Below are 16,914 nucleotides of genomic sequence, written 5' to 3'. Positions count from 1 at the left end.
CGCGCGGAGAGCGCGCGGCCGTCCCGATTGCGGGACCTCGTCTTCGCCTCCAGCTTGCAGTCATGACCCACGGAGGGGGAGCGGCATGACGACGAGGACACGGACGAGAAACGTACTTTACGCGGGGATGATCGCCGTGGCGGCGAGCGGGTGCTCGACGTTCGGTGGCAAGCGCGCCAGCGCCGACAACCCCTCCGCGCGCCGCGTGGAGGCCTCGCAGGAGCAGTCGAAGGAGGCGCTCAGCTCGGCGGCCAAGGCGCAGGAGGAGGCGTCGAAGCAGCAAGAGCAGGCGGCGGAGGCGCAGCGGGACGTCCAGGAGGCGCAGCGCCGGCTGACCGAGGCCCAGCAGCGCGCGGAGCGGGAGACCGCGGAGGCGGAGCAGGCGCAGCAGCAGGCGAACCAGAGGACCAGCCAGGCGACGCAGGAGGCGCAGCAGGCGCAGCAGCAGGCCTCACGGCAGCTCGACCAGCAGCAGCAGATCGTCTCGCGCGGCGAGCAGGTCGTCACCGGCGAGGTGAGGCGCGCCACCCCGCAGCAGCTCGTCGTCCAGCCCCAGAGCGGCGAGCCGATGACCTTCGCCATCACGCCCCAGACGCGCGTCCAGATCGACGGACGGCAGGCCTCCGCGGCCCAGCTCACGCCCGGTGAGGACGCCCACGTCTCGTACGAGATGGCGGGCACCGAGCCGACGGCGCTGCTCGTGCAGGTCGTGACGGGGAGCACCACCACCGGTGCACCTCCGGCGAGCCAGAGCGGCACCGGGGCAGGCTCCGGCACGGGCGACACGGGCACGGGGAGCACCGGCGCCAGGGGTGGAGCGGGGAGCGGTGGGACGACCGGCACGACGCCGCCCGAGCGGGCGCGCTGACCCCCTGCGTCCGCGGCGAGCCGCGCCGCCCGTCGGATCCGCGTGGCCGTCGGGCCACGACGGATTCGACGGGACTGGGTTTGCGGCCCCGGTCCGTCCCTCCCGGGCGCCGCCTCGGGCGACGGGCGCGCTACATCCCCGGGATGGCCAGCGCGCCCCACCTCGCAGCCCCCGCCTGGCGCCGCGAGCCGTACCGGGCGTTGTTCTCGCTGGGCGCGGGGCTGGCGATCGCGGCCGTCCTGCCGTTCGTCTCCCGCGGGACGGGTGGAGGCGCGCTCGGGCTGTTCCACCCGCTCGCGCAGATCCACGGGTTCCTGAGCTGCTTCCTGATCGGCATCCTCTTCACCTTCGTCCCGCGCCGGACGGGCACGCCCGCCCCCGGCCCCTGGGAGATGGGCGCCGCGCTGGCGCTCCCGACCGCGTGCGTGGCGAGCGCCTGGGTGGGCCGGGCCGCGCTCGCCCACGGGCTCTGGCTCGTGCTCACCGCGGTCGTGCTCCGCTTCACGATCCGTCGCACCGGCGCGGCCGCGCGGCCGCCCTTCCCCGCGGCGTTCGTATGGGTGCCCCTGTCCATCCTCGCCGGCGCAGGGGGCGCGCTGCTCTCCGCGGTGGCGCCGCTCGTCGCGGCGTCCAGCGCCCCGGCGGCCTGGAATCTCGGGAGGGCCCTCCTCGCGCAGGGCTTCGTGACGGGGCTGGTGCTCGGGGTGGGAGGGAGCCTGCTCCCCGGGCTCACGCGCGGCGGGGACGGCGCGAGCGAGCGCGCCCCGGAGCCGGGCCGTGCTCGCCGGGCGCCCGTGCTCCACGGGATCGCGGCGCTGGCGTTCTTCGCGTCCTTCCCGATCGAGGCCCTGCTCGACGCGAGGCTCGGGATGTCGCTGCGCGCGATCGCCGCCACCGGCGCGCTCGCCCTCGCGGCGGGGCTCCGCCGCGCGCCGCCGCTCCCCGGGTTCCCGCGGCGGCTGGTCTGGCTCGCCGCCTGGCTGGTGCCGCTGGGCTACTGGCTCGCCGCGCTCGCCCCGAGCCTGCGCACCGCCGCGCTCCACGTCGTGTTCGTCGGAGGGTTCACGCTCCTCACGCTGGCGATCGCCGCGCACGTGGTCCTCTCCCGCGGCGGCCGCGCGCCGCCACTCCAGGAGAGCCCCTGGAGGGCGGCCACGGTCGCCACCCTCCTCGCGCTCGCGTTCGGCGCGCGCCTGCTCGCCGCGCTCGATCGCGCACGCATCCCCTTCTGGCTCGGCGTCGCGGGGATGGCGTTCGTCGCCGCGTTCTTCGCGTGGGCGGCGCTCGTCCGCCCCGCTCACCAGGGCGTCGGGCGGTAGTCCTTGAAGAACAGGCCCGCCGGGTGGCGGCCGGAGCGGAACCCTTCGAAGATCGGCGCGACGATCCGCGCCGCGCCGTCCACCACGTCGAGCGGCGGCGAGAAGGCGTGCTCCTCGGCCTTCCGCGCGGCGAGGTGGGCCGGGTCCTCGTCCGTGACCCAGCCCGTGTCCACCGCGTTGAGGTGGATCCCGTCGCGCGCGTAGTCGCTCGCGCTCGTCCGCACGATCATGTTCAGGGCCGCCTTCGCCATGTTCGTGTGCGGGTGCTTGTCGGTCTTGTGCTCCCGGTAGAACTGCCCCTCCATGGCGGAGACCAGCACGACGTGCTTCGCGGGGTCGCCGCTCGTGCCGGTGCCGGGCGGGGGGGTGGGATCGCGGAGCATGAGGGGCTTGAGGCGCGCCGTCATGACGAACGGCGCGGTCGCGTTCACGAGGAGCACCTCGAGCAGCTCCAGCGTCGGCACCTCGTGCAGCGCGAGCCGCCACGAGTTGTGCGCGCGGAGATCCACCTGCTGGAGGTCCGCGTCGAGCACGCCGCGCGGGAACAGCTCCAGCGCGCTCCTGCCGGGGAGGAGCAGGTCCGCCTCGCTCGTCGCCTGGGAGAGGAGCGCCGCGCGCGTGACGCCCGCCGCGGTCCGGTGGTCGGCCAGCGCCGCCTTGAGCTCCTCGTGCTCGCGCACGAGCGCGCGCTCCCCCTCGGGCAGCGCGGAGAGCGGGGCCTCCTCCCGCTCGAGCAGGTGGGCGTAGAACCCCGGGGGCCGCCGCACGGTCTGGCAGGCGTTGTGGATCTGGAAGTCGAGCCTCGGGAGCGTCGCCGCCAGCCGCTGCGCGAGCAGCTCGACGCTGGGGGTGTGGCGCAGGTCGATGCCGTGGATCCGGAGGCGATCCTTCCACGCGTCGAAGTCGGGCTCGCGGGCGTAGCGCGCGGCCGCGTCGCGCGGGAAGCGCGTGCAGGCGACGACGGTGCACCCCGCCCTCAGCAGCAGGATCGCGGCCTGGTAGCCGATCTTCACCCGCGCGCCGGTGACCAGGGCGACGCGCCCGCGGAGGTCCACGGCCGCCGCTCGGCGTGCGTAGTTCTCGTCGCCGCAGGCGCGGCACAGCTGATCGTAGAAGCGGTGGAGCCGGTCGTACGGCGCCTTGCAGACGTAGCACTTGCGAGGCTCGGAGAGGACCGGCCCGTCCGCGGGCTCCGCTCCGGCCGCGGCGCCGTCGGGCGGGGGCGGCGCGGCCCTGCCGTCGCCGAGCCGCGGCCACCAGCCGGACGCATCTGCCCCGGGGCGGGGCAGCTCGGGCAGCGGGGTCGAGAACACCGGCGCCTCGCGGAGCTGCTGGATGCCCGTCTCCTTGCGAAGGGCCTCGTCGCGCGCCCTGCGCTGCACGCGCTCGTCGCGGAGGAGGGCCCGCTGGAGCTTCTTGCGCTGCTTGAGATCGGGCCGGGCCACCTCGCCGGCGAGCTTCTGGAGCGTCGTCCGGGTCTCTGCGTCCACGCCCGCGAGCACCGTCCGGTCCGCCGCGACGCGGGCGAGCACGCGGAGCGCGATCGCCACCTCCTCGCCGCTCAGGCCCGCCCGCTCGTCTCCGCTCCGCTCCGACATGGGGCGGGGTTCTAACCCGGCAGGGCTCCGGGGCCCAAGCGCGCCTCCCGGGCGGGCGCCCGCGCGCAGGGGACGGGCGAGCGGGCGGCGACTCCGCTCAAGTGGCGTCCCGCTACGTCTCGGGCCGGTCGGCGTCGCTCTCGTTCGGCGGCCACGCGTCCACGTCCGGCGGCGCCATCCCGGCCACGGCCCGGAAGCGCTCCTCCTCGGGGGTCTCGAGGATGAGCCGCGTGCCGCGCTTGAACGTGAGGTAGTGCCACACCCACTGGAACAGGACCGCGGCCCGGTTCCGGAAGTCGATGAGGAACCAGATGTGGATGAAGAGCCAGGCGAACCAGGCGAGCAGCCCGGTCATGCGCAGGCGCCAGAACCCGGCGACCGCGCGCCCGCGGCCGACCGTCGCCATGACGCCCTTGTCGAAGTAGGAGAAGGGCCTGCGCGGCCTGCCCGCGAGCGTCGCGACGAGGTTCCTCGCGGCGTGCTTCCCCTGCTGGATCGCCGCGGGCGCGACCCCGGGGATGGGCGTGCCGTCCTTCTTCCGCGCGGACGCGAGATCGCCGACGACGTAGATCTCCTCGCGGCCGGGAACGGTGAGATCGTCGTTCACCACCACGCGCCCGGCGGCGTCCAGCGGGACGCCCAGGGTCCCCGCGATCGGCGCGCCCGCCACGCCGGCGGCCCACAGCACCGTCCGAGCGGCGACCCGCTCCTCCCCGATCTGCACGCCGCGCGGGTCGACGCCCGTGACGCGCTTGCCGGTCCAGACGTGCACCCCCAGCCGCTCGAGATCGCGCTGCGCCGCAGCGGAGAGCTCGGGCGGGAGCGCCGGCAGGATCCGCTCCGCGCCCTCGACGAGGATGACGCGCGCGCGCTCGGTGGAGACGGTGCGGAAATCCCGCGGGATCGTGAACCGGGCGATCTCGGCGAGGGCGCCGGCGAGCTCGACTCCGGTGGGGCCGCCGCCGACCACCACGAAGGTGAGGAGCGCCTCGCGCCGCTGCCGATCCGGGTCCGCCTCGGCCCGCTCGAACGCGGTGAGCACCCGCCGGCGGATCTCCTCCGCGTCCTCCAGCGTCTTGAGCCCCGGCGCGAACCGCGCCCACTCGTCGTGGCCGAAGTAGGAGTGCGTCGCGCCGGCCGCGATGACGAGGTAGTCGTAGTCGAGCGCGAGCCCGTTGCCGAGGCGCAGCCGCCTCGCGTCCGGCTCGACCGCCGCCGCCTCGGCCATCAGCACGCGCGCGTTCCTCTGGCGCGACAGCACGTGGCGGATGGGCTCGGCGATGTCGCCGGGGTTCAGCGCCGCCGTGGCCACCTGGTAGAGGAGCGGCTGGAAGAGGTGGTGGTTGCGCTTGTCGACGAGCGTGACCCGCACAGGGGCGCGCGAGAGCCCCCTCGCCGCGTAGATCCCGCCGAACCCACCCCCGACGATGACGACGTGCGGCCGCTGCGCCCTGCCCTGCTGCCCTTCCACCGCTGCTCCTTGCCCGCGCCTGCGGGGCGCAGGCGCCGGTCCCGTGCCGGCCGGCTGCGTTCCGGCCAGGCGCGCCAAAAGCAGACTCGTCTACTCCACTATCGACCCCGAGACCACCGTCCACTTGCCGCACCCGGGAACCCCTCGCGCGATGCGCGTCGGGCGTGCGCAGGCAACGACCCGGGATCTCAGCGGATTCCGACGACGTTCTCCTCGCCGCCTTCCCACTCGGCGATCTGTCCGACCTTCCGGACGACGTCGAGCCAGGTGGCTCCGCTGCAGGCCTCCACCTTCCGCGCGAGGAACGCCCTCACCCGCTCGTACCGCCACTCGAACACGACGAGCAGGCCGCGTCCGAGGATCGCCCCTCCCTTGCCGTGGCGCTCCTGCAGCCAGCGCGGCGTCACGGCGAGGAGGTCGAACCGCTCACGCCCGCGCAGGCCGAGCGGCCCCACCTCCAGCACGAGCGGGATCGCGAACGACTCCGGCTCCGGCGGGACGTAGCGGGAAAGGTCCGGGATCTGGTCGCTACGAAGGCTCTTCAACCGGGCGCGCACCCATCGGATCTGTCTCGCGACGTGCTCCGGCGCCAGCCGACTGCCTCGCGCTCGCCGGGGGACGTGCGCCGGCGCGGGCCGCGACGCAGGTTCCCGCCATCGGGCGGCGCGTCACCGGAGGCGCACGCCCTGAGCGCGGATTCCATGGGCGGGGGCCGCCTGGGGCCTCGGGAGGCCGGAGCGATGACACGGAGCGTGCCGGCGGCCGCCTGGGCCGCGCTGCTCGGGAGCGCGCTCCTCTCGTGCATGCACGCCGGGTATCGCGCCGACCCCGACGGCGCCGCCACGCCGAGCCGGCCGGAGGCGCTGCGCGTCCTGGTCTTCGGCGACTTCGGCTACCGGACCATCCCTCAGCGGCTCACCGCGGGGGCGATGCGCCTCGCCACCCGCGCGCGCCCGTTCGATCTCGCCCTCGAGGTCGGCGACAACATCTACCGCTGCGGCCCGGAGCCGACGCGGCCCGGGGCCGAGACGTGCCGCTTCGCGGACGACGGCGTGACCGTCGCGCCCGGCGCCGAGCCACCCGACGATCCGCTCTTCCGGGTGAACGAGGCGCCTCTCGCCGGCCTGTCGGCACGTGACGGGACGCCGCTGCCGATCTTCCTCGCGCTCGGCAACCACGATGTCGGCGAGGGCGCGGCAGGCTGCGAGCGCGCGGCCCTGGGCGAGGTCGAGGCCACGCGGCGCCGGGCGTGCCTCTCGGTGGCGCGCCGCACGCCCACCTGGACGATGCCGGCGCGCCACTATGTCCTCGACCGCGGTCCGGTCCGGTTCATCGTGCTCGACACCAACGTCGCCGTGAAGGACTACGGCGGCTTCACGCTCGAGGACGAGCTCGCCTTCGTCCGCGAGGCCACCGCCTCCTGCGGCGCCGAGCGGACCTGCTTCCTCGTCGGCCATCACCCGCCCGCGGCCGTCCACGGGTATGGGAACCGGCGGCCGCTGCCGTACGCCGCCCGCATCGCGCGCCTCGTCGGGGCAGCCGGCGGGCGCGCGCGCGCGTTCTTCGCAGGGCACTTCCACACCCTCGAGCACCTCTCGCTCGACGGCCTCGAGGTGTTCGTCTCGGGGAGCACGGCGATGGGCGCCTTCGGGGGGTTCACGACGCGGACGCCCGCGCGCACGCAGGTCCGCTTCACCAGCACGGCGTGGGGCTATGCGGTGCTCGAGTGTGACGGGCCCGGCTACCGGGTGGCGTTCTTCGACACGAAGGGCGCCGCCCTCCACTGCTGCGAGGCCGGCGCGACGGGACCTTGCCGGCCGTCGCGCTGCGGGTGAGCCGGCTCCTCAGAGCCACGGCCGCGGCATTCGCTCGAACGCCAGCGCGAGCGCCCGCACGCGGTCCAGGTAGCGATCGAGCTCGTGGTCGCCACAGCGCTCGCCCGGGGCCGCCCGGAACCCGCGCTGCGCGAAGGCGGGGCCGCGCCCGCGCCCGCACAGGTGGACGAGCGCGGCGAGCCGCTGGCGCTGCTCGGGGCTCGCGATCCGGCCGGCGAGGATCTCGGTCATCTGCTCGTGCAGCATCGCGGCGGTCATCTCGATGGCGTGGCTCGGGACCGTGCGGAAGTAGAGGGCGTTGAACCAGCAGGCGCGCGGGTCGTACCAGGCGCCCTCGCGCGCCACGCCGTGGTCGTGGATGCAGAGGCGGCGCGCCTCGGCGAAGGTGCCGTCGGTGATCTGCAGGATGCCGACCGCGCTCGACGCCGGCGCGTAGAGCGCGAGCGGGTTCCAGCTCCACCGCCAGCGCCAGTAGGTCCGGGCGAGCGGATCGCCCGCGCTCTCCACCTGCACCAGCGCGGCGAGCAGCTCCGGCCGGACGAGCGCCGTGGAGTGCTCCTCGAAGAGCTCGCCGTACTCGGACCAGGTGTCCCCGGGCAGCTTGGGCGACGCCGGCGCGACCAGGCCGAGGAGCTCGGTCGGCTTGCGGATGACCTGGTAGGCGAAGTTGACCGCCGCGAGGGACACGACCGCGAGGAGGAGCACGCCCGCGAGCGGCGGCGGCTCGCGCCTGCCGGACCGGACGGTCCTCTTCCTCGCGCGCCGCCTCGCCACGGCGCGATGGTACTTCCATCGCGCCCGGGCGCGAGGATCTCGGCGACGGCCAGCGCGGTCAGCCGCTGACAGGCCGGGGGCGACGTCCCCGCGTCAACGCCGGTTGACGATGTTCAGGACGAGGGCCATGCGGCCCCCGGAGACCTTGAGCCTCGCGGCCCGTCGGCGCGCGAGGAGCTTCTGGCCCACGACGACGGCGACGGCTGCGAAGAGGAGCGCGGGCAACAGCGCGGACTGCATGGTCGGACCACTCCTGGCGACGACGTTCGCGCGCCGGCCGCCGCGGGGCGCCGGTCGCGCTCCGCGACGCCCGCCGGGCGACGCTGGGGTCGTTCTGATCGGGGTCTTCCGCGGACGCGACGCAGCCACCCGCTGCGCTCGTTCGAGGAACGAAGCGAGGCTAGTCCCGCACGCCGCGTCGAGTCAAGCAGCCGGACGCTCGGCCCGATCGATCACGGGAGCGGCTTGCCGCGGAGCTCCAGGATCCGCCGCGCCAGCCGCTCGCGCGCCGCCATGAGCCGCGCGACCCCGGGGTCCGAGACGGACGCGGCCGGGAACAGCTCGTCCACGAGCTGCGCCGCCAGCCCGCGGTCCCCGAGCGCCGCCAGCAGGACGAGGTACTCGTGGTCCTCCATGCCCTCGCGGATCATCTTCAGCCGGATCGAGGCGACCGGCACGTGGGTGGTCCCGCCGATCTTGGCCGGAGTGCCGGGATAGAACAGCGTGCCGTCCCCGTTGCCGTCGAACTCCCACACGCTCGCCCAGGGATCGCCGGACAGGTAGGCGTACGTCGTGTCCCAGTAGAGCTCGCCCGTCGCCCGGTACTTGAAGGCGAGCCACTGCATGGCGCGGTTCCGCACCGCGCTCGCGTCGACCATGTAGCTCGGCCAGCCCGTGCCGTACGCGGAGCTCCCGCCGCACCCGTGGCTCATGCAGCTCTGGTAGAGCCACACCTCGTTCTGCGGCTCGGCCGCCAGGAACGCGTCGTACTTCGGGCGCTGGTCGCCGGCGTAGCCGCCGGACTTGTCGTCGATGAAGTTCACGACCGGCACCACGAGGTCGAGCAGCCCCGTCGCGCCGTTCGCCTCCGCCTCCTGGATGGTCGTGGTCACGAGCGTCCGGAACTCGGGATCCGCCTTCTTCGCGGCGCTGGCCCGGAGGGCGATGTCTCCCCACCCGCAGCCCTGATAAGGCGGCTCGTCGCAGGTGTACTGGAAGAGCCGCTCGAACCAGCCCGGCCGCGACCGGTAGCGCTGCGCCCAGCGCGCCAGGTTCGCCACGTCCGCGAGCGGCCCCAGGTACTCGACCGCGGTGAGCCGCGCGCCCGGGAGCCGCGTCGCAGCCGTGCCGTCCATCAGCGGGCCGTAATACCGGTCGAAGTGCTCGAGGTCGTTCCACATGCCGTCGTCGTGGTGCGAGAGCGAGACGCGGTGGTCGAGCGCGAGCTGGCCGTAGCGCGCGCGGAGGGTCGCGAACGCGGCGAGGTCCGACGAGCTGATGCCGTGCCCGGAGGGCAGCGCGCCCCAGGCCAGCCCGAAGGCGCTCCTGAGCGTCGCCGTCGAGGGCAGCTCGAAGTCCCAGACCGTCAGCTCGACCGGCACGATCGAGGTGCGTCCGGAGTGCTCGACGCGGACCTCGCCGCGGTACGAGCCGGGCGCGGCGCCGGGCGGGACGAAGACCTCGACCCAGAGCGCCCGGCTCTCGGATCCCCGGATGTCGAACGGGAACGCGTTCCTTCGCTCACCGGCGACGTCGTCCACGTCCGGGACGAGCGCGTCCGGGAACCTGCCGGTCGCCCCGTCCGGCGCGGATGGACGCGTGAGGTTCAGGAGCGCCTCGCGATAGAGCCGCGGCGCGGCGATCGTCACCCCGCCCGGCCCGACGAGCGGGGACGCCGTAGCGCGCACCTTCCGCGCCGAGCCGGTGATCACCACCTGGAACGCCTCGAACTCGTTCCGCGCGGCGGCGATCGCGGCGGCCGCGCTCGCGCGCGCTGGCGCGGCGGGGAGGATCTTCTCGCTGGCGGGCGCGACCCAGATCGACGCCGAGGCCGGCGGCGCCGCGCGGGCATTCCCGGACGTGAGCAGCAGCGCGCAAGCGAGCCACGCCTCGGCGGGCACGCGGGTCCATCGGCTCATGGAGCGCTCTCCTGCGAGCGGGACCCCACCCGACCGACCGACCCACTGACCCTCGCCCGTCCGCCCCTTCGCCATGCCACAGAGCGATGGTGAGACGGAACCCCCGCACCGCCGCCGCGTCAGAGGGCACTCGCCCCCCCGGCCGACGAGCTTTTTCGGCTCGCAGGAAATTCGCTGGCGGATCGCAGGGAGCGCTCGGCGGACGCGCTGGCGGGGCCTCGCCAGGCAGCCGGTGACACGACCGATCGGGCATGCGCGCGCTCAGGCCCGTCCCGCGCGCCCGGTCGGCGCGAGCCGGGGCTCGGCGAGGTCGAGCCGCGAGCGTCTAGCGCGCGATGGCGCGGAGCCCGGCGCGCACGGCGACGAGCGCCACGAGGGCCGGCGCGGCGAGCCGCAGCGCCTTGCGCGCGCGGTGCTCCCACAGGTCGACGCGATCGGCGAAGAGCAGCATCGTCCAGTGGCGCATGTAGTGGTCGGGGTAGTGGTACGCGGCGCGGCGCACGAGGCCGGAGAGGCCCTTCGGCGGCACGGCGGTCCCGAACACGGGCGGGAACGTCTTGTGCGGCCGGCCGTGCATGAACACCGTCGCGCGGCTCCGCTGCCGCTCCGGCGGGAAGCGGGTGTGAGGCAGCCTCTCCGGAGCGTGCATGCGCGGCACCCCCGGCCGCCGCGCCGGATCCAGATCGACCCCGACCGGCTGGCCGGCGCCGGGCTCGCGCCCCGTGCCGGCCGGCGTGGTGCTCGTCGTCTCTTGCATGGGCCTCTCCCCTGGGTTCTCGCGCGGGCCCCGGCTCAATGGAGCGTCCGTCCGTGCGGCAGGAGCACCGGCTTGATGCAGCCGTCCTTCTTCTGGGCGAACGTGTGATACGCCTCCGAGGCCTCGTCGAGCGGGTAGCGGTGCGTGATGAGCGCCCGCGCGTCGATGCGCCCCTCGCGGACGTGCTCGAGCAGCTGCGGCATGTAGCGACGCACGCTGCACTGGCCGGTGCGGATCGTCTGGCACTTGTTCATCGCCGTGCCGAAGTCCACGAGGTTGTACGGCGGGCCGTACACGCCCACCACCGACACGGTCCCGCCCTTGCGCGCCGCGTGGAAGCACCAGTTGAGCGCCGTCGCGGAGCCGGCCACCGTCTTCGCGTACACACCGGCGGCGCGCTGCATCGGCGAGCCCGCCGCCTCGAGCCCGACCGCGTCGATGCAGGCGTCCGCGCCGCGCCCTTCGGTGAGGTCCTTCACGGCGGTGATGACGTCGACGGCCTCGAAGTCCATCGTCTCGACGCCCGCCCAGCGGCGCGCGAAGTCGAGCCTGTACCCGACCTTGTCCACCGCGATGACCCGCCCGGCGCCGAGGAGCCAGGCGGACTTCATCGCGAAGAGCCCCACCGGCCCGGCGCCGAAGACCACCACCGTCTCTCCGCCCGAGAGGTTGCACATCTCCGCGCCCTGGTAGCCGGTGGGGAGCGCGTCGGTGAGCGCGATGACCTCCTCGTCGGACATGTCGTCCGGGACCTTCATCGGCCCGATCGCCGCGAACGGCACGCGCACGTACTCCGCCTGCCCCCCGTCGTAGCCGCCCGTCGTGTGCGAGTACCCGTAGACCCCGCACGCGATGTCGCTCGACGGGTTGGTGTTCTCGCAGCAGGCGGTGAGCCCGCGCTCGCAGTAGTAGCAGCCGCCGCAGGAGATGTTGAACGGGACCATCAGCCGGTCGCCCTTCGCGACGCCGTCCGCCTGCGAGCCGACGTCCTCGACCACCCCCACGATCTCGTGGCCGAAGGTCGAGCCGATCCGCGTGTCGGGGACGAGCCCGTGGAGGAGGTGGAGGTCCGAGCCGCAGATCGCAGCGCAGGTCACCCGCAGGATGGCGTCCTGCGGATGCTCGATGCGCGGATCCGGCTTGTGCCGCACGCGCACGCGCGCCGGCCCTTCGTAGGTGAGCGCCCTCATGGACGAGAACCTGATCACGCCGCGGCGCGCCGGGTATCGCCGCGGGGGCACCCGGGCGAACGTACGGGCGCTGCGCCCCAGCCCCGCCGGCCGCGAGCCTGTCGAGGGACCGCCGGCGCCGCTTCACACTGGCTCGCCGGGTCCCGCGCGCCGCCCGCGGAGCACGTGGATCAGCTCACGGTCTCGGCGCTGTAGCGGGCTATGAGCCCGGTCCTCACCGCGTGGCGGTGGACGCGCGAGAAGATCCAGCTCGCGACGACGACGTAGAACACCGCGAGCGCGCCGCTCCAGGCGAGCGCGGCGCCGGAGAAGGACCCGCCGCCGACCATCGCCCGCATCGCCTCGAACACGTACGAGGGCGGCAGCGTCCAGGACACGGCGCGCATCCACCCGGGGAGCGTCGAGAGCGGGTAGAACACGCCCGCGAACGGCGACAGCAGCGCCGGGATCGGCCAGACGAACCACTCCGCGGCCGGGCCGAGCCGGAGCACCAGCGCGGCGCCGGTGATGCCGAGGGCGATGCCGAACAGGAACAGCACGAGCAGGAACGGCACGAGCGGCGCGCCGTACGCGAGGAACGACAGCCCGAACACGCCCGTCGCGATGACGAGCATGACGGCGAGGCCGAGCGCGCTCGTCGCCACGCTGGAGAGCACGAGCCCGGCGACGTACTCGCCGATCGTGATGGGGGTCGCGAAGACGTTCAGGAAGTTGCGGGACCAGACGTCCTCGAAGAACGCCATGGTCACGCCCTGCATGACGCGGGCGAGGAAGTCCCACAGGAGCACGGCGCCGAGCAGCGCCGGGACGAAGCTGAACCCGGGCGCCGCGACGCTGTCGAGCCAGCGCGTGATGAACCCCCACAGGACGATGTCCACCGCCACCCACGCGAAGAGCGGCACGATGCGCGAGAGGCTCCCGCGCACCAGGTAGGCCTGGCGGAGCACCACCGCGAGCACGCGCCTCGCCCGCACCATCATGGTCCCTCCAGCGCGAGCGGCTCGCGGGCCACCGTGATGAAGAGCTCCTCGAGCGACCCCTTGCCGTGCTCCCGCGGGAGCGACCGCGGATCTCCCTCTAGCAGGATCCTCCCGCGGGAGAGGAAGAGCACGCGGTCGCAGACCTCCTCGACCTCGTACATGTTGTGGGAGGTCCACAGCACGCCTCGCGTGCCCTCCCGCGCGCTCGCCCGGATCCGGGCGCGTACGTCGCGAGCGGTGGCCGGGTCGAGGGAGGCGGTCGGCTCGTCCAGCAGCAGCAGCTGCGGGTCGTTCAGCAGGGCCTTCGCCAGCGCGACGCGGGTCTGCTCGCCGGAGGAGAGCACCCCGCACCTCGTGTCGCGGAAGCGGCCGAGCTCGAGCTGGTCGAGGAGCGCGTCGATCCGCTCGGCGAGCCGCCCCACGCCGTAGAGCAGCCCGAAGAAGCGCAGGTTCTGGGCGACGGTGAGGTTGCCGGGGAGCGGCGCGTAGACCGCGGCGAAGTTGGTCCGCTCGAGGGCCCGCGAGCGCTCGCGCGCGAGGTCCACGCCCTCGATGCGGATCGTCCCCGCGCTCGGCTCCAGGACGCCGAGCACCATGTTGATGGTGGTCGTCTTCCCGGCGCCGTTCGGGCCGAGCAGGCCGACGATCTCGTTCGCGCCCACCTCGAACGAGATGCCGTCCACCGCGACGGTCTCGCCGTAGCGCTTGCGGAGCTCCGTCACGGAGAGCACCGGCGCACGCCGCCCCGCGCGGCCGCCGCCCCCGGGCGCGTTCACCTGCCGAGGACCTGCCTCAGGTACTTCAGCATGGCCGCCCACGACGCGCGGTCCGCCTTGGCGTCGTACGCGAGCGCCGGGCTCCCCGCCTCGTCCGCCTTCGGGTTCGTGAAGGCGTGCTTCGCGCCCGGATACGTGATCACCTGCGCCTTCACCCCTGCGGCCTTCATCTCCTTCTCGAGGGCCTGGACCTGCTCCTTCGGCACCATCGGATCCGCGCCGCCGGTCTGCACCAGGATCGCCCGCGGCCGGAAGGTCGCCTTGCGCGCGGGCTCTCCAGAAGGCTGGAGGGGCGCGTGGAAGGTGGCGAGCGCCTTCAGGTCCTCGCCCGCGCGCGCCATGTCGAGGGCCACCCCGCCGCCGAAGCAGTAGCCGACGACGCCGATCCGGGCCGGATCCACCTGAGGCTGCGCCTTCAGCTGCTCGAGCGCGGCCTCGAAGCGAGCCCGCTTCACGTCCGGATCCTTCGTCGCCTCCGCGACGAACCCCTTCGCCTCCTCGGGGTGGGTCGTCACCTTGCTCTTGCCGAACATGTCGAGCGCGAACGCCACGTACCCCGCCTCCGCGAGCTTCGTCGCCGCGTTGCGGGCGTGGTCGTTGTGGCCCCACCACTCGTGGACGACGAGCACGCCGGGCCGCTTGCCCGTCGCGGCGTCGTCGTAGGCGAGGAAGCCCTGCAGCGGGGTGTCGCCCTGCCGGTACTCGACCTCCTGCGTCTTCACCTCGGCGTGCGCGGCGCCGGTGATCGCGAGCGCTGCCGCCGCCGCCATGAACATCCTTCGCGTCATGCCTGCCTCCTGGGGTGGTGCAGGGATGTGCCCCGCGCGCCGCGCCGGTGCACGAGCAGGTGGCGGCTGTACCCGACGAGGCGTCCCGGGGAGTTCACCCCCCGCGATGCTCCCGCCCGGCGGCGCCCTCGAGGAAGACGTCCCCTCGCACCGGGGGGGAGCCGGGGTTCACCCGGCGGTACACGCCGAGCAGCGTCTCGACGGCCTTCCTGCCGGGCTCGCCCACGTCCACGGAGAAGTCGTTCACGTAGAGGTCGATGTGCTGGCGCATGACCGCCTCGTCCAGCTCCTGCGCGTGCCGCCGCACGTACTCGCTCACGTGCGGCCGCCGCGCGAGGGCGTGCTCCACGCTCGCGCGCACGAGCCGGTCGAGCTCCCGCGTCGCCGCGCGATCGAGCGAGCGCCGCGCCACGATGCCGCCCAGCGGGATGGGGGCGCCGGTCGTCCGCTCCCAGTGCTCTCCGAGATCGAGCAGCTTCACGAGCCCCTTCGCGGCGTACGTGAAGCGGCTCTCGTGGATGATGACGCCCGCGTCCGCCGACCCCGAGAGGACCGCGTCCTCGATCCCGGAGAACACGGCGAACTGCTTGTGCGTCGCGGCGGGGTACGCGAGCGAGAAGAGGAGGTGCGCGGTGGTGTCCCGTCCCGGGATGGCCACGCGCATCGTCTCCGGGTCGAACGCCCCGGCACCCGGGCGCGCGACGAGGAGCGGTCCGACCCCCCGCCCGAGCGCCCCGCCGGAGCGCAGCACGACGTAGTCCTCCGCCACGCGGGGCAGCACGCCATAGCTGATCTTGCTGACGTCGAGCCGGCCCTCGAGGGCCCACTCGTTGAGCGTCTGCACGTCCTCGTGCACGACCTCCAGGCGCAGCGCTCCCGTGTCGAGGAGCCCGTTCACGAGCGCGTCGAAGATGAAGGTGTCGTTGGGGCAGGGAGAGATGCCGAGCGTGAGTCTCATGGGGGGCGCCCCCGGCCGCTGGCCGGGAGCGCGCATCATACATGCCGGGGGGATCACACGGTGGCGAGCGAACACGTGGGGAAGGCGAAGCGCGTCCGCGTCTACACGACCGAGGAGGACCGCGTCGGGCGGAGCCCCGCCGCGCACGCGGTGCTCGCCTTGCTTCGGCGCGAGAACGCCCAGGGCGCGACGCTCCTTCGGGCGTCGAGCGGGTTCGGCGCGGCGGGCGAGCTCCACTCGGCCGGGCTCGCGGACGTCGCCCCGCACCTGCCCGTGATCGTCGAATGGATCGATCGTCCCGAGGTGGTGGAGCGGCTGCTGCCGCGCGTGAAGGAGCTCGTCCCGCACGGCCTCATCACCGTGGACGACACCGAGATCGTGCTCCACCAGCCGCGCCCCATCCGCGACGTGCCCGCAGCCATGACCGCGGCCGACGTGATGTCGCGCGGCGTCCTCTCGACCAGGGAGGACGCTCCCATCCGCGAGGTGGTGGAGGCGCTGCTCGGCAAGCCCTACCGGGCCGTACTCGTGGTGGAGGACGAGGTGCCGATCGGGATCGTCACGAGCTCCGACCTCGCCAGGAAGGGCGGCCTGGGCATGCGGCTCGAGCTCGTTCAGAGCCTCGACCGGCCCGCGCTGGACGGGCTGCGCGAGCGGCTGTCCCGCTCCACCCAGGTGGCCGGCGACGTGATGACCCGCCCGCCGGTCACGGTCGAGGCCGCCGCGCCACTCCCCGAGGTGGCGGAGCGGATGGCGCGGCTGCGCCTGAAGCGCCTCCCCGTGGTGAACGACCACGGGAAGCTCGTCGGGATCGTGAGCCGCGTCGATCTGCTCAGGGCCGCGGCCGGCGGCTTCGAGGGCGCGCCGCCCGCGCACCGGGAGCTCGGGCTCGCGCGTGACACGCCGCTCTCGCGCGTCATGCGGCGCGACTTCCCGCTGGTGCGCCCGGACACCGCCTTGCCGGAGGTGTTCCAGGCGGTCATCGCCACGCGGCTGAACCGCGCGCTCGTGGTGGATGCGGAGCACCGCGTGGTCGGGCTCGTCACCGACGCCGAGCTGCTCGAGCGGATCACGCCGGCGCTCCGGCCGGGCGCGCTCCGCTCGCTCATGAGCCGCCTCCCCTTCGGCCATTCGGACCCGGAGGAGTCGGCGACCGAGCGGCACGCGCGGGCGCGGACCGCCGCCGACCTCATGACCCGCGAGGTCGTGGTGGCCCGCGAGGACACCCCCGTGAGCGAGGCGATCGGCCTCGTGCTGGAGGGAAACCACAAGGTCCTCGCCGTCACCGACGCGAGCGGGCGGCTGCTGGGCGCCGTCGACCGGGCCGACCTGCTGCACGCCCTCATCCCCGGCTGATCGCCTCCCTCGGCGAGGCGAGACGAGGCGGGGCGCCTCGTCGTGGCGGCGCCGGACGAACGCTCGGCGTGGCGGCCGCACGCCCAACGGAGCGCATCCGGCTGGC

Annotated in this window: 16 protein-coding genes; 4 read left to right on the top strand and 12 right to left on the bottom strand. The window is 74.2% G+C overall.

Annotation, left to right across the window (positions count from 1 at the left end; translation table 11 throughout):
- Window positions 1-85 precede the first annotated feature (85 nt).
- Both ANAE109_RS23345 and ANAE109_RS08270 read left to right on the top strand, forming a co-directional pair.
- Window positions 86-868 (top strand): hypothetical protein, encoded by a 783-nt coding sequence (locus ANAE109_RS23345; RefSeq protein ID WP_011985938.1) that lies wholly within the window; start codon window positions 86-88, stop codon window positions 866-868.
- 143 nt (window positions 869-1,011) lie between these two features.
- Window positions 1,012-2,187, top strand: coding sequence for an NnrS family protein (locus ANAE109_RS08270; protein ID WP_011985937.1), 1,176 nt, complete (start codon window positions 1,012-1,014; stop codon window positions 2,185-2,187).
- Here ANAE109_RS08270 and ANAE109_RS08265 read toward each other — a convergent pair.
- The 3 genes from ANAE109_RS08265 to ANAE109_RS08255 form a co-directional block, all read right to left on the bottom strand.
- On the bottom strand, window positions 2,166-3,785 hold the full coding sequence (locus tag ANAE109_RS08265; protein ID WP_011985936.1) for an SDR family NAD(P)-dependent oxidoreductase: 1,620 nt from the start codon (window positions 3,783-3,785) through the stop codon (window positions 2,166-2,168). The genes ANAE109_RS08270 and ANAE109_RS08265 overlap by 22 nt on opposite strands.
- Before the next feature lie 112 nt (window positions 3,786-3,897).
- Entirely contained in the window at window positions 3,898-5,256 is a 1,359-nt protein-coding gene (locus ANAE109_RS08260) for an NAD(P)/FAD-dependent oxidoreductase (protein WP_011985935.1), read from the bottom strand.
- Window positions 5,257-5,444: 188 nt separating this feature from the next.
- Window positions 5,445-5,801 (bottom strand): immunity 8 family protein, encoded by a 357-nt coding sequence (locus ANAE109_RS08255; protein ID WP_011985934.1) that lies wholly within the window; start codon window positions 5,799-5,801, stop codon window positions 5,445-5,447.
- Between the two features lie 195 nt (window positions 5,802-5,996).
- Between ANAE109_RS08255 and ANAE109_RS08250 the strand changes: the two genes are divergently transcribed.
- A complete protein-coding gene (locus ANAE109_RS08250; protein ID WP_011985933.1) occupies window positions 5,997-7,091 on the top strand; it encodes a metallophosphoesterase in 1,095 nt (364 codons plus the stop codon).
- Between the two features lie 9 nt (window positions 7,092-7,100).
- Here ANAE109_RS08250 and ANAE109_RS08245 read toward each other — a convergent pair whose 3' ends face one another.
- The 9 genes from ANAE109_RS08245 to ANAE109_RS08210 form a co-directional block, all read right to left on the bottom strand.
- A complete protein-coding gene (locus tag ANAE109_RS08245; RefSeq protein ID WP_011985932.1) occupies window positions 7,101-7,865 on the bottom strand; it encodes a transglycosylase SLT domain-containing protein in 765 nt (254 codons plus the stop codon).
- Between the two features lie 93 nt (window positions 7,866-7,958).
- Window positions 7,959-8,105, bottom strand: coding sequence for a hypothetical protein (locus ANAE109_RS25255; protein WP_158305879.1), 147 nt, complete (start codon window positions 8,103-8,105; stop codon window positions 7,959-7,961).
- A gap of 212 nt (window positions 8,106-8,317) precedes the next feature.
- Window positions 8,318-10,003: a DUF4091 domain-containing protein gene (locus tag ANAE109_RS08240; protein ID WP_011985931.1), complete on the bottom strand. Its 1,686-nt coding sequence runs from the start codon at window positions 10,001-10,003 to the stop codon at window positions 8,318-8,320.
- 325 nt (window positions 10,004-10,328) lie between these two features.
- Complete coding sequence (locus ANAE109_RS08235; RefSeq protein WP_011985930.1) at window positions 10,329-10,760, bottom strand: hypothetical protein; 432 nt, start codon at window positions 10,758-10,760, stop codon at window positions 10,329-10,331.
- 35 nt (window positions 10,761-10,795) lie between these two features.
- Complete coding sequence (locus tag ANAE109_RS08230) at window positions 10,796-11,950, bottom strand: zinc-dependent alcohol dehydrogenase (protein WP_011985929.1); 1,155 nt, start codon at window positions 11,948-11,950, stop codon at window positions 10,796-10,798.
- A 170-nt stretch (window positions 11,951-12,120) separates the two neighbouring features.
- A complete protein-coding gene (locus ANAE109_RS08225; protein ID WP_011985928.1) occupies window positions 12,121-12,930 on the bottom strand; it encodes an ABC transporter permease in 810 nt (269 codons plus the stop codon).
- Window positions 12,927-13,706, bottom strand: a complete 780-nt coding sequence (locus ANAE109_RS08220; RefSeq protein WP_011985927.1) for an ABC transporter ATP-binding protein — start codon at window positions 13,704-13,706, stop codon at window positions 12,927-12,929. Before ANAE109_RS08220 ends, ANAE109_RS08225 begins: the two co-directional genes overlap by 4 nt.
- Entirely contained in the window at window positions 13,703-14,494 is a 792-nt protein-coding gene (locus tag ANAE109_RS08215) for a dienelactone hydrolase family protein (protein ID WP_011985926.1), read from the bottom strand. The genes ANAE109_RS08220 and ANAE109_RS08215 overlap by 4 nt, the downstream gene beginning before the upstream one ends.
- A gap of 94 nt (window positions 14,495-14,588) precedes the next feature.
- The gene (locus tag ANAE109_RS08210) at window positions 14,589-15,452 is read right to left on the bottom strand and encodes a 1,4-dihydroxy-6-naphthoate synthase (protein WP_011985925.1); all 864 of its coding nucleotides are present in this window, start codon (window positions 15,450-15,452) and stop codon (window positions 14,589-14,591) included.
- A gap of 60 nt (window positions 15,453-15,512) precedes the next feature.
- Here ANAE109_RS08210 and ANAE109_RS08205 point away from each other — a divergent pair, with 60 nt between their 5' ends.
- Window positions 15,513-16,808 carry a DUF190 domain-containing protein gene (locus ANAE109_RS08205; RefSeq protein ID WP_011985924.1) on the top strand — a complete coding sequence of 432 codons (1,296 nt, stop codon included), beginning with the start codon at window positions 15,513-15,515 and terminating at the stop codon, window positions 16,806-16,808.
- Window positions 16,809-16,914: the final 106 nt, after the last annotated feature.

This window comes from Anaeromyxobacter sp. Fw109-5 (assembly GCF_000017505.1).
Lineage (GTDB): Bacteria > Myxococcota > Myxococcia > Myxococcales > Anaeromyxobacteraceae > Anaeromyxobacter.
This window is presented reverse-complemented; position numbering and strand designations above follow the sequence as displayed.

Excerpts from the sequence above, each read along its gene's own strand:
- ANAE109_RS23345 (WP_011985938.1), top strand. The coding sequence starts at position 86 with ATGACGACGAGGACACGGACGAGAAACGTACTTTACGCGGGGATGATC.
- ANAE109_RS08270 (WP_011985937.1), top strand. The coding sequence starts at position 1,012 with ATGGCCAGCGCGCCCCACCTCGCAGCCCCCGCCTGGCGCCGCGAGCCG.
- ANAE109_RS08265 (WP_011985936.1), bottom strand. The coding sequence starts at position 3,785 with ATGTCGGAGCGGAGCGGAGACGAGCGGGCGGGCCTGAGCGGCGAGGAG.
- ANAE109_RS08250 (WP_011985933.1), top strand. The coding sequence starts at position 5,997 with ATGACACGGAGCGTGCCGGCGGCCGCCTGGGCCGCGCTGCTCGGGAGC.
- ANAE109_RS25255 (WP_158305879.1), bottom strand. The coding sequence starts at position 8,105 with ATGCAGTCCGCGCTGTTGCCCGCGCTCCTCTTCGCAGCCGTCGCCGTC.
- ANAE109_RS08240 (WP_011985931.1), bottom strand. The coding sequence starts at position 10,003 with ATGAGCCGATGGACCCGCGTGCCCGCCGAGGCGTGGCTCGCTTGCGCG.
- ANAE109_RS08235 (WP_011985930.1), bottom strand. The coding sequence starts at position 10,760 with ATGCAAGAGACGACGAGCACCACGCCGGCCGGCACGGGGCGCGAGCCC.
- ANAE109_RS08230 (WP_011985929.1), bottom strand. The coding sequence starts at position 11,950 with ATGAGGGCGCTCACCTACGAAGGGCCGGCGCGCGTGCGCGTGCGGCAC.
- ANAE109_RS08225 (WP_011985928.1), bottom strand. The coding sequence starts at position 12,930 with ATGATGGTGCGGGCGAGGCGCGTGCTCGCGGTGGTGCTCCGCCAGGCC.
- ANAE109_RS08215 (WP_011985926.1), bottom strand. The coding sequence starts at position 14,494 with ATGACGCGAAGGATGTTCATGGCGGCGGCGGCAGCGCTCGCGATCACC.
- ANAE109_RS08210 (WP_011985925.1), bottom strand. The coding sequence starts at position 15,452 with ATGAGACTCACGCTCGGCATCTCTCCCTGCCCCAACGACACCTTCATC.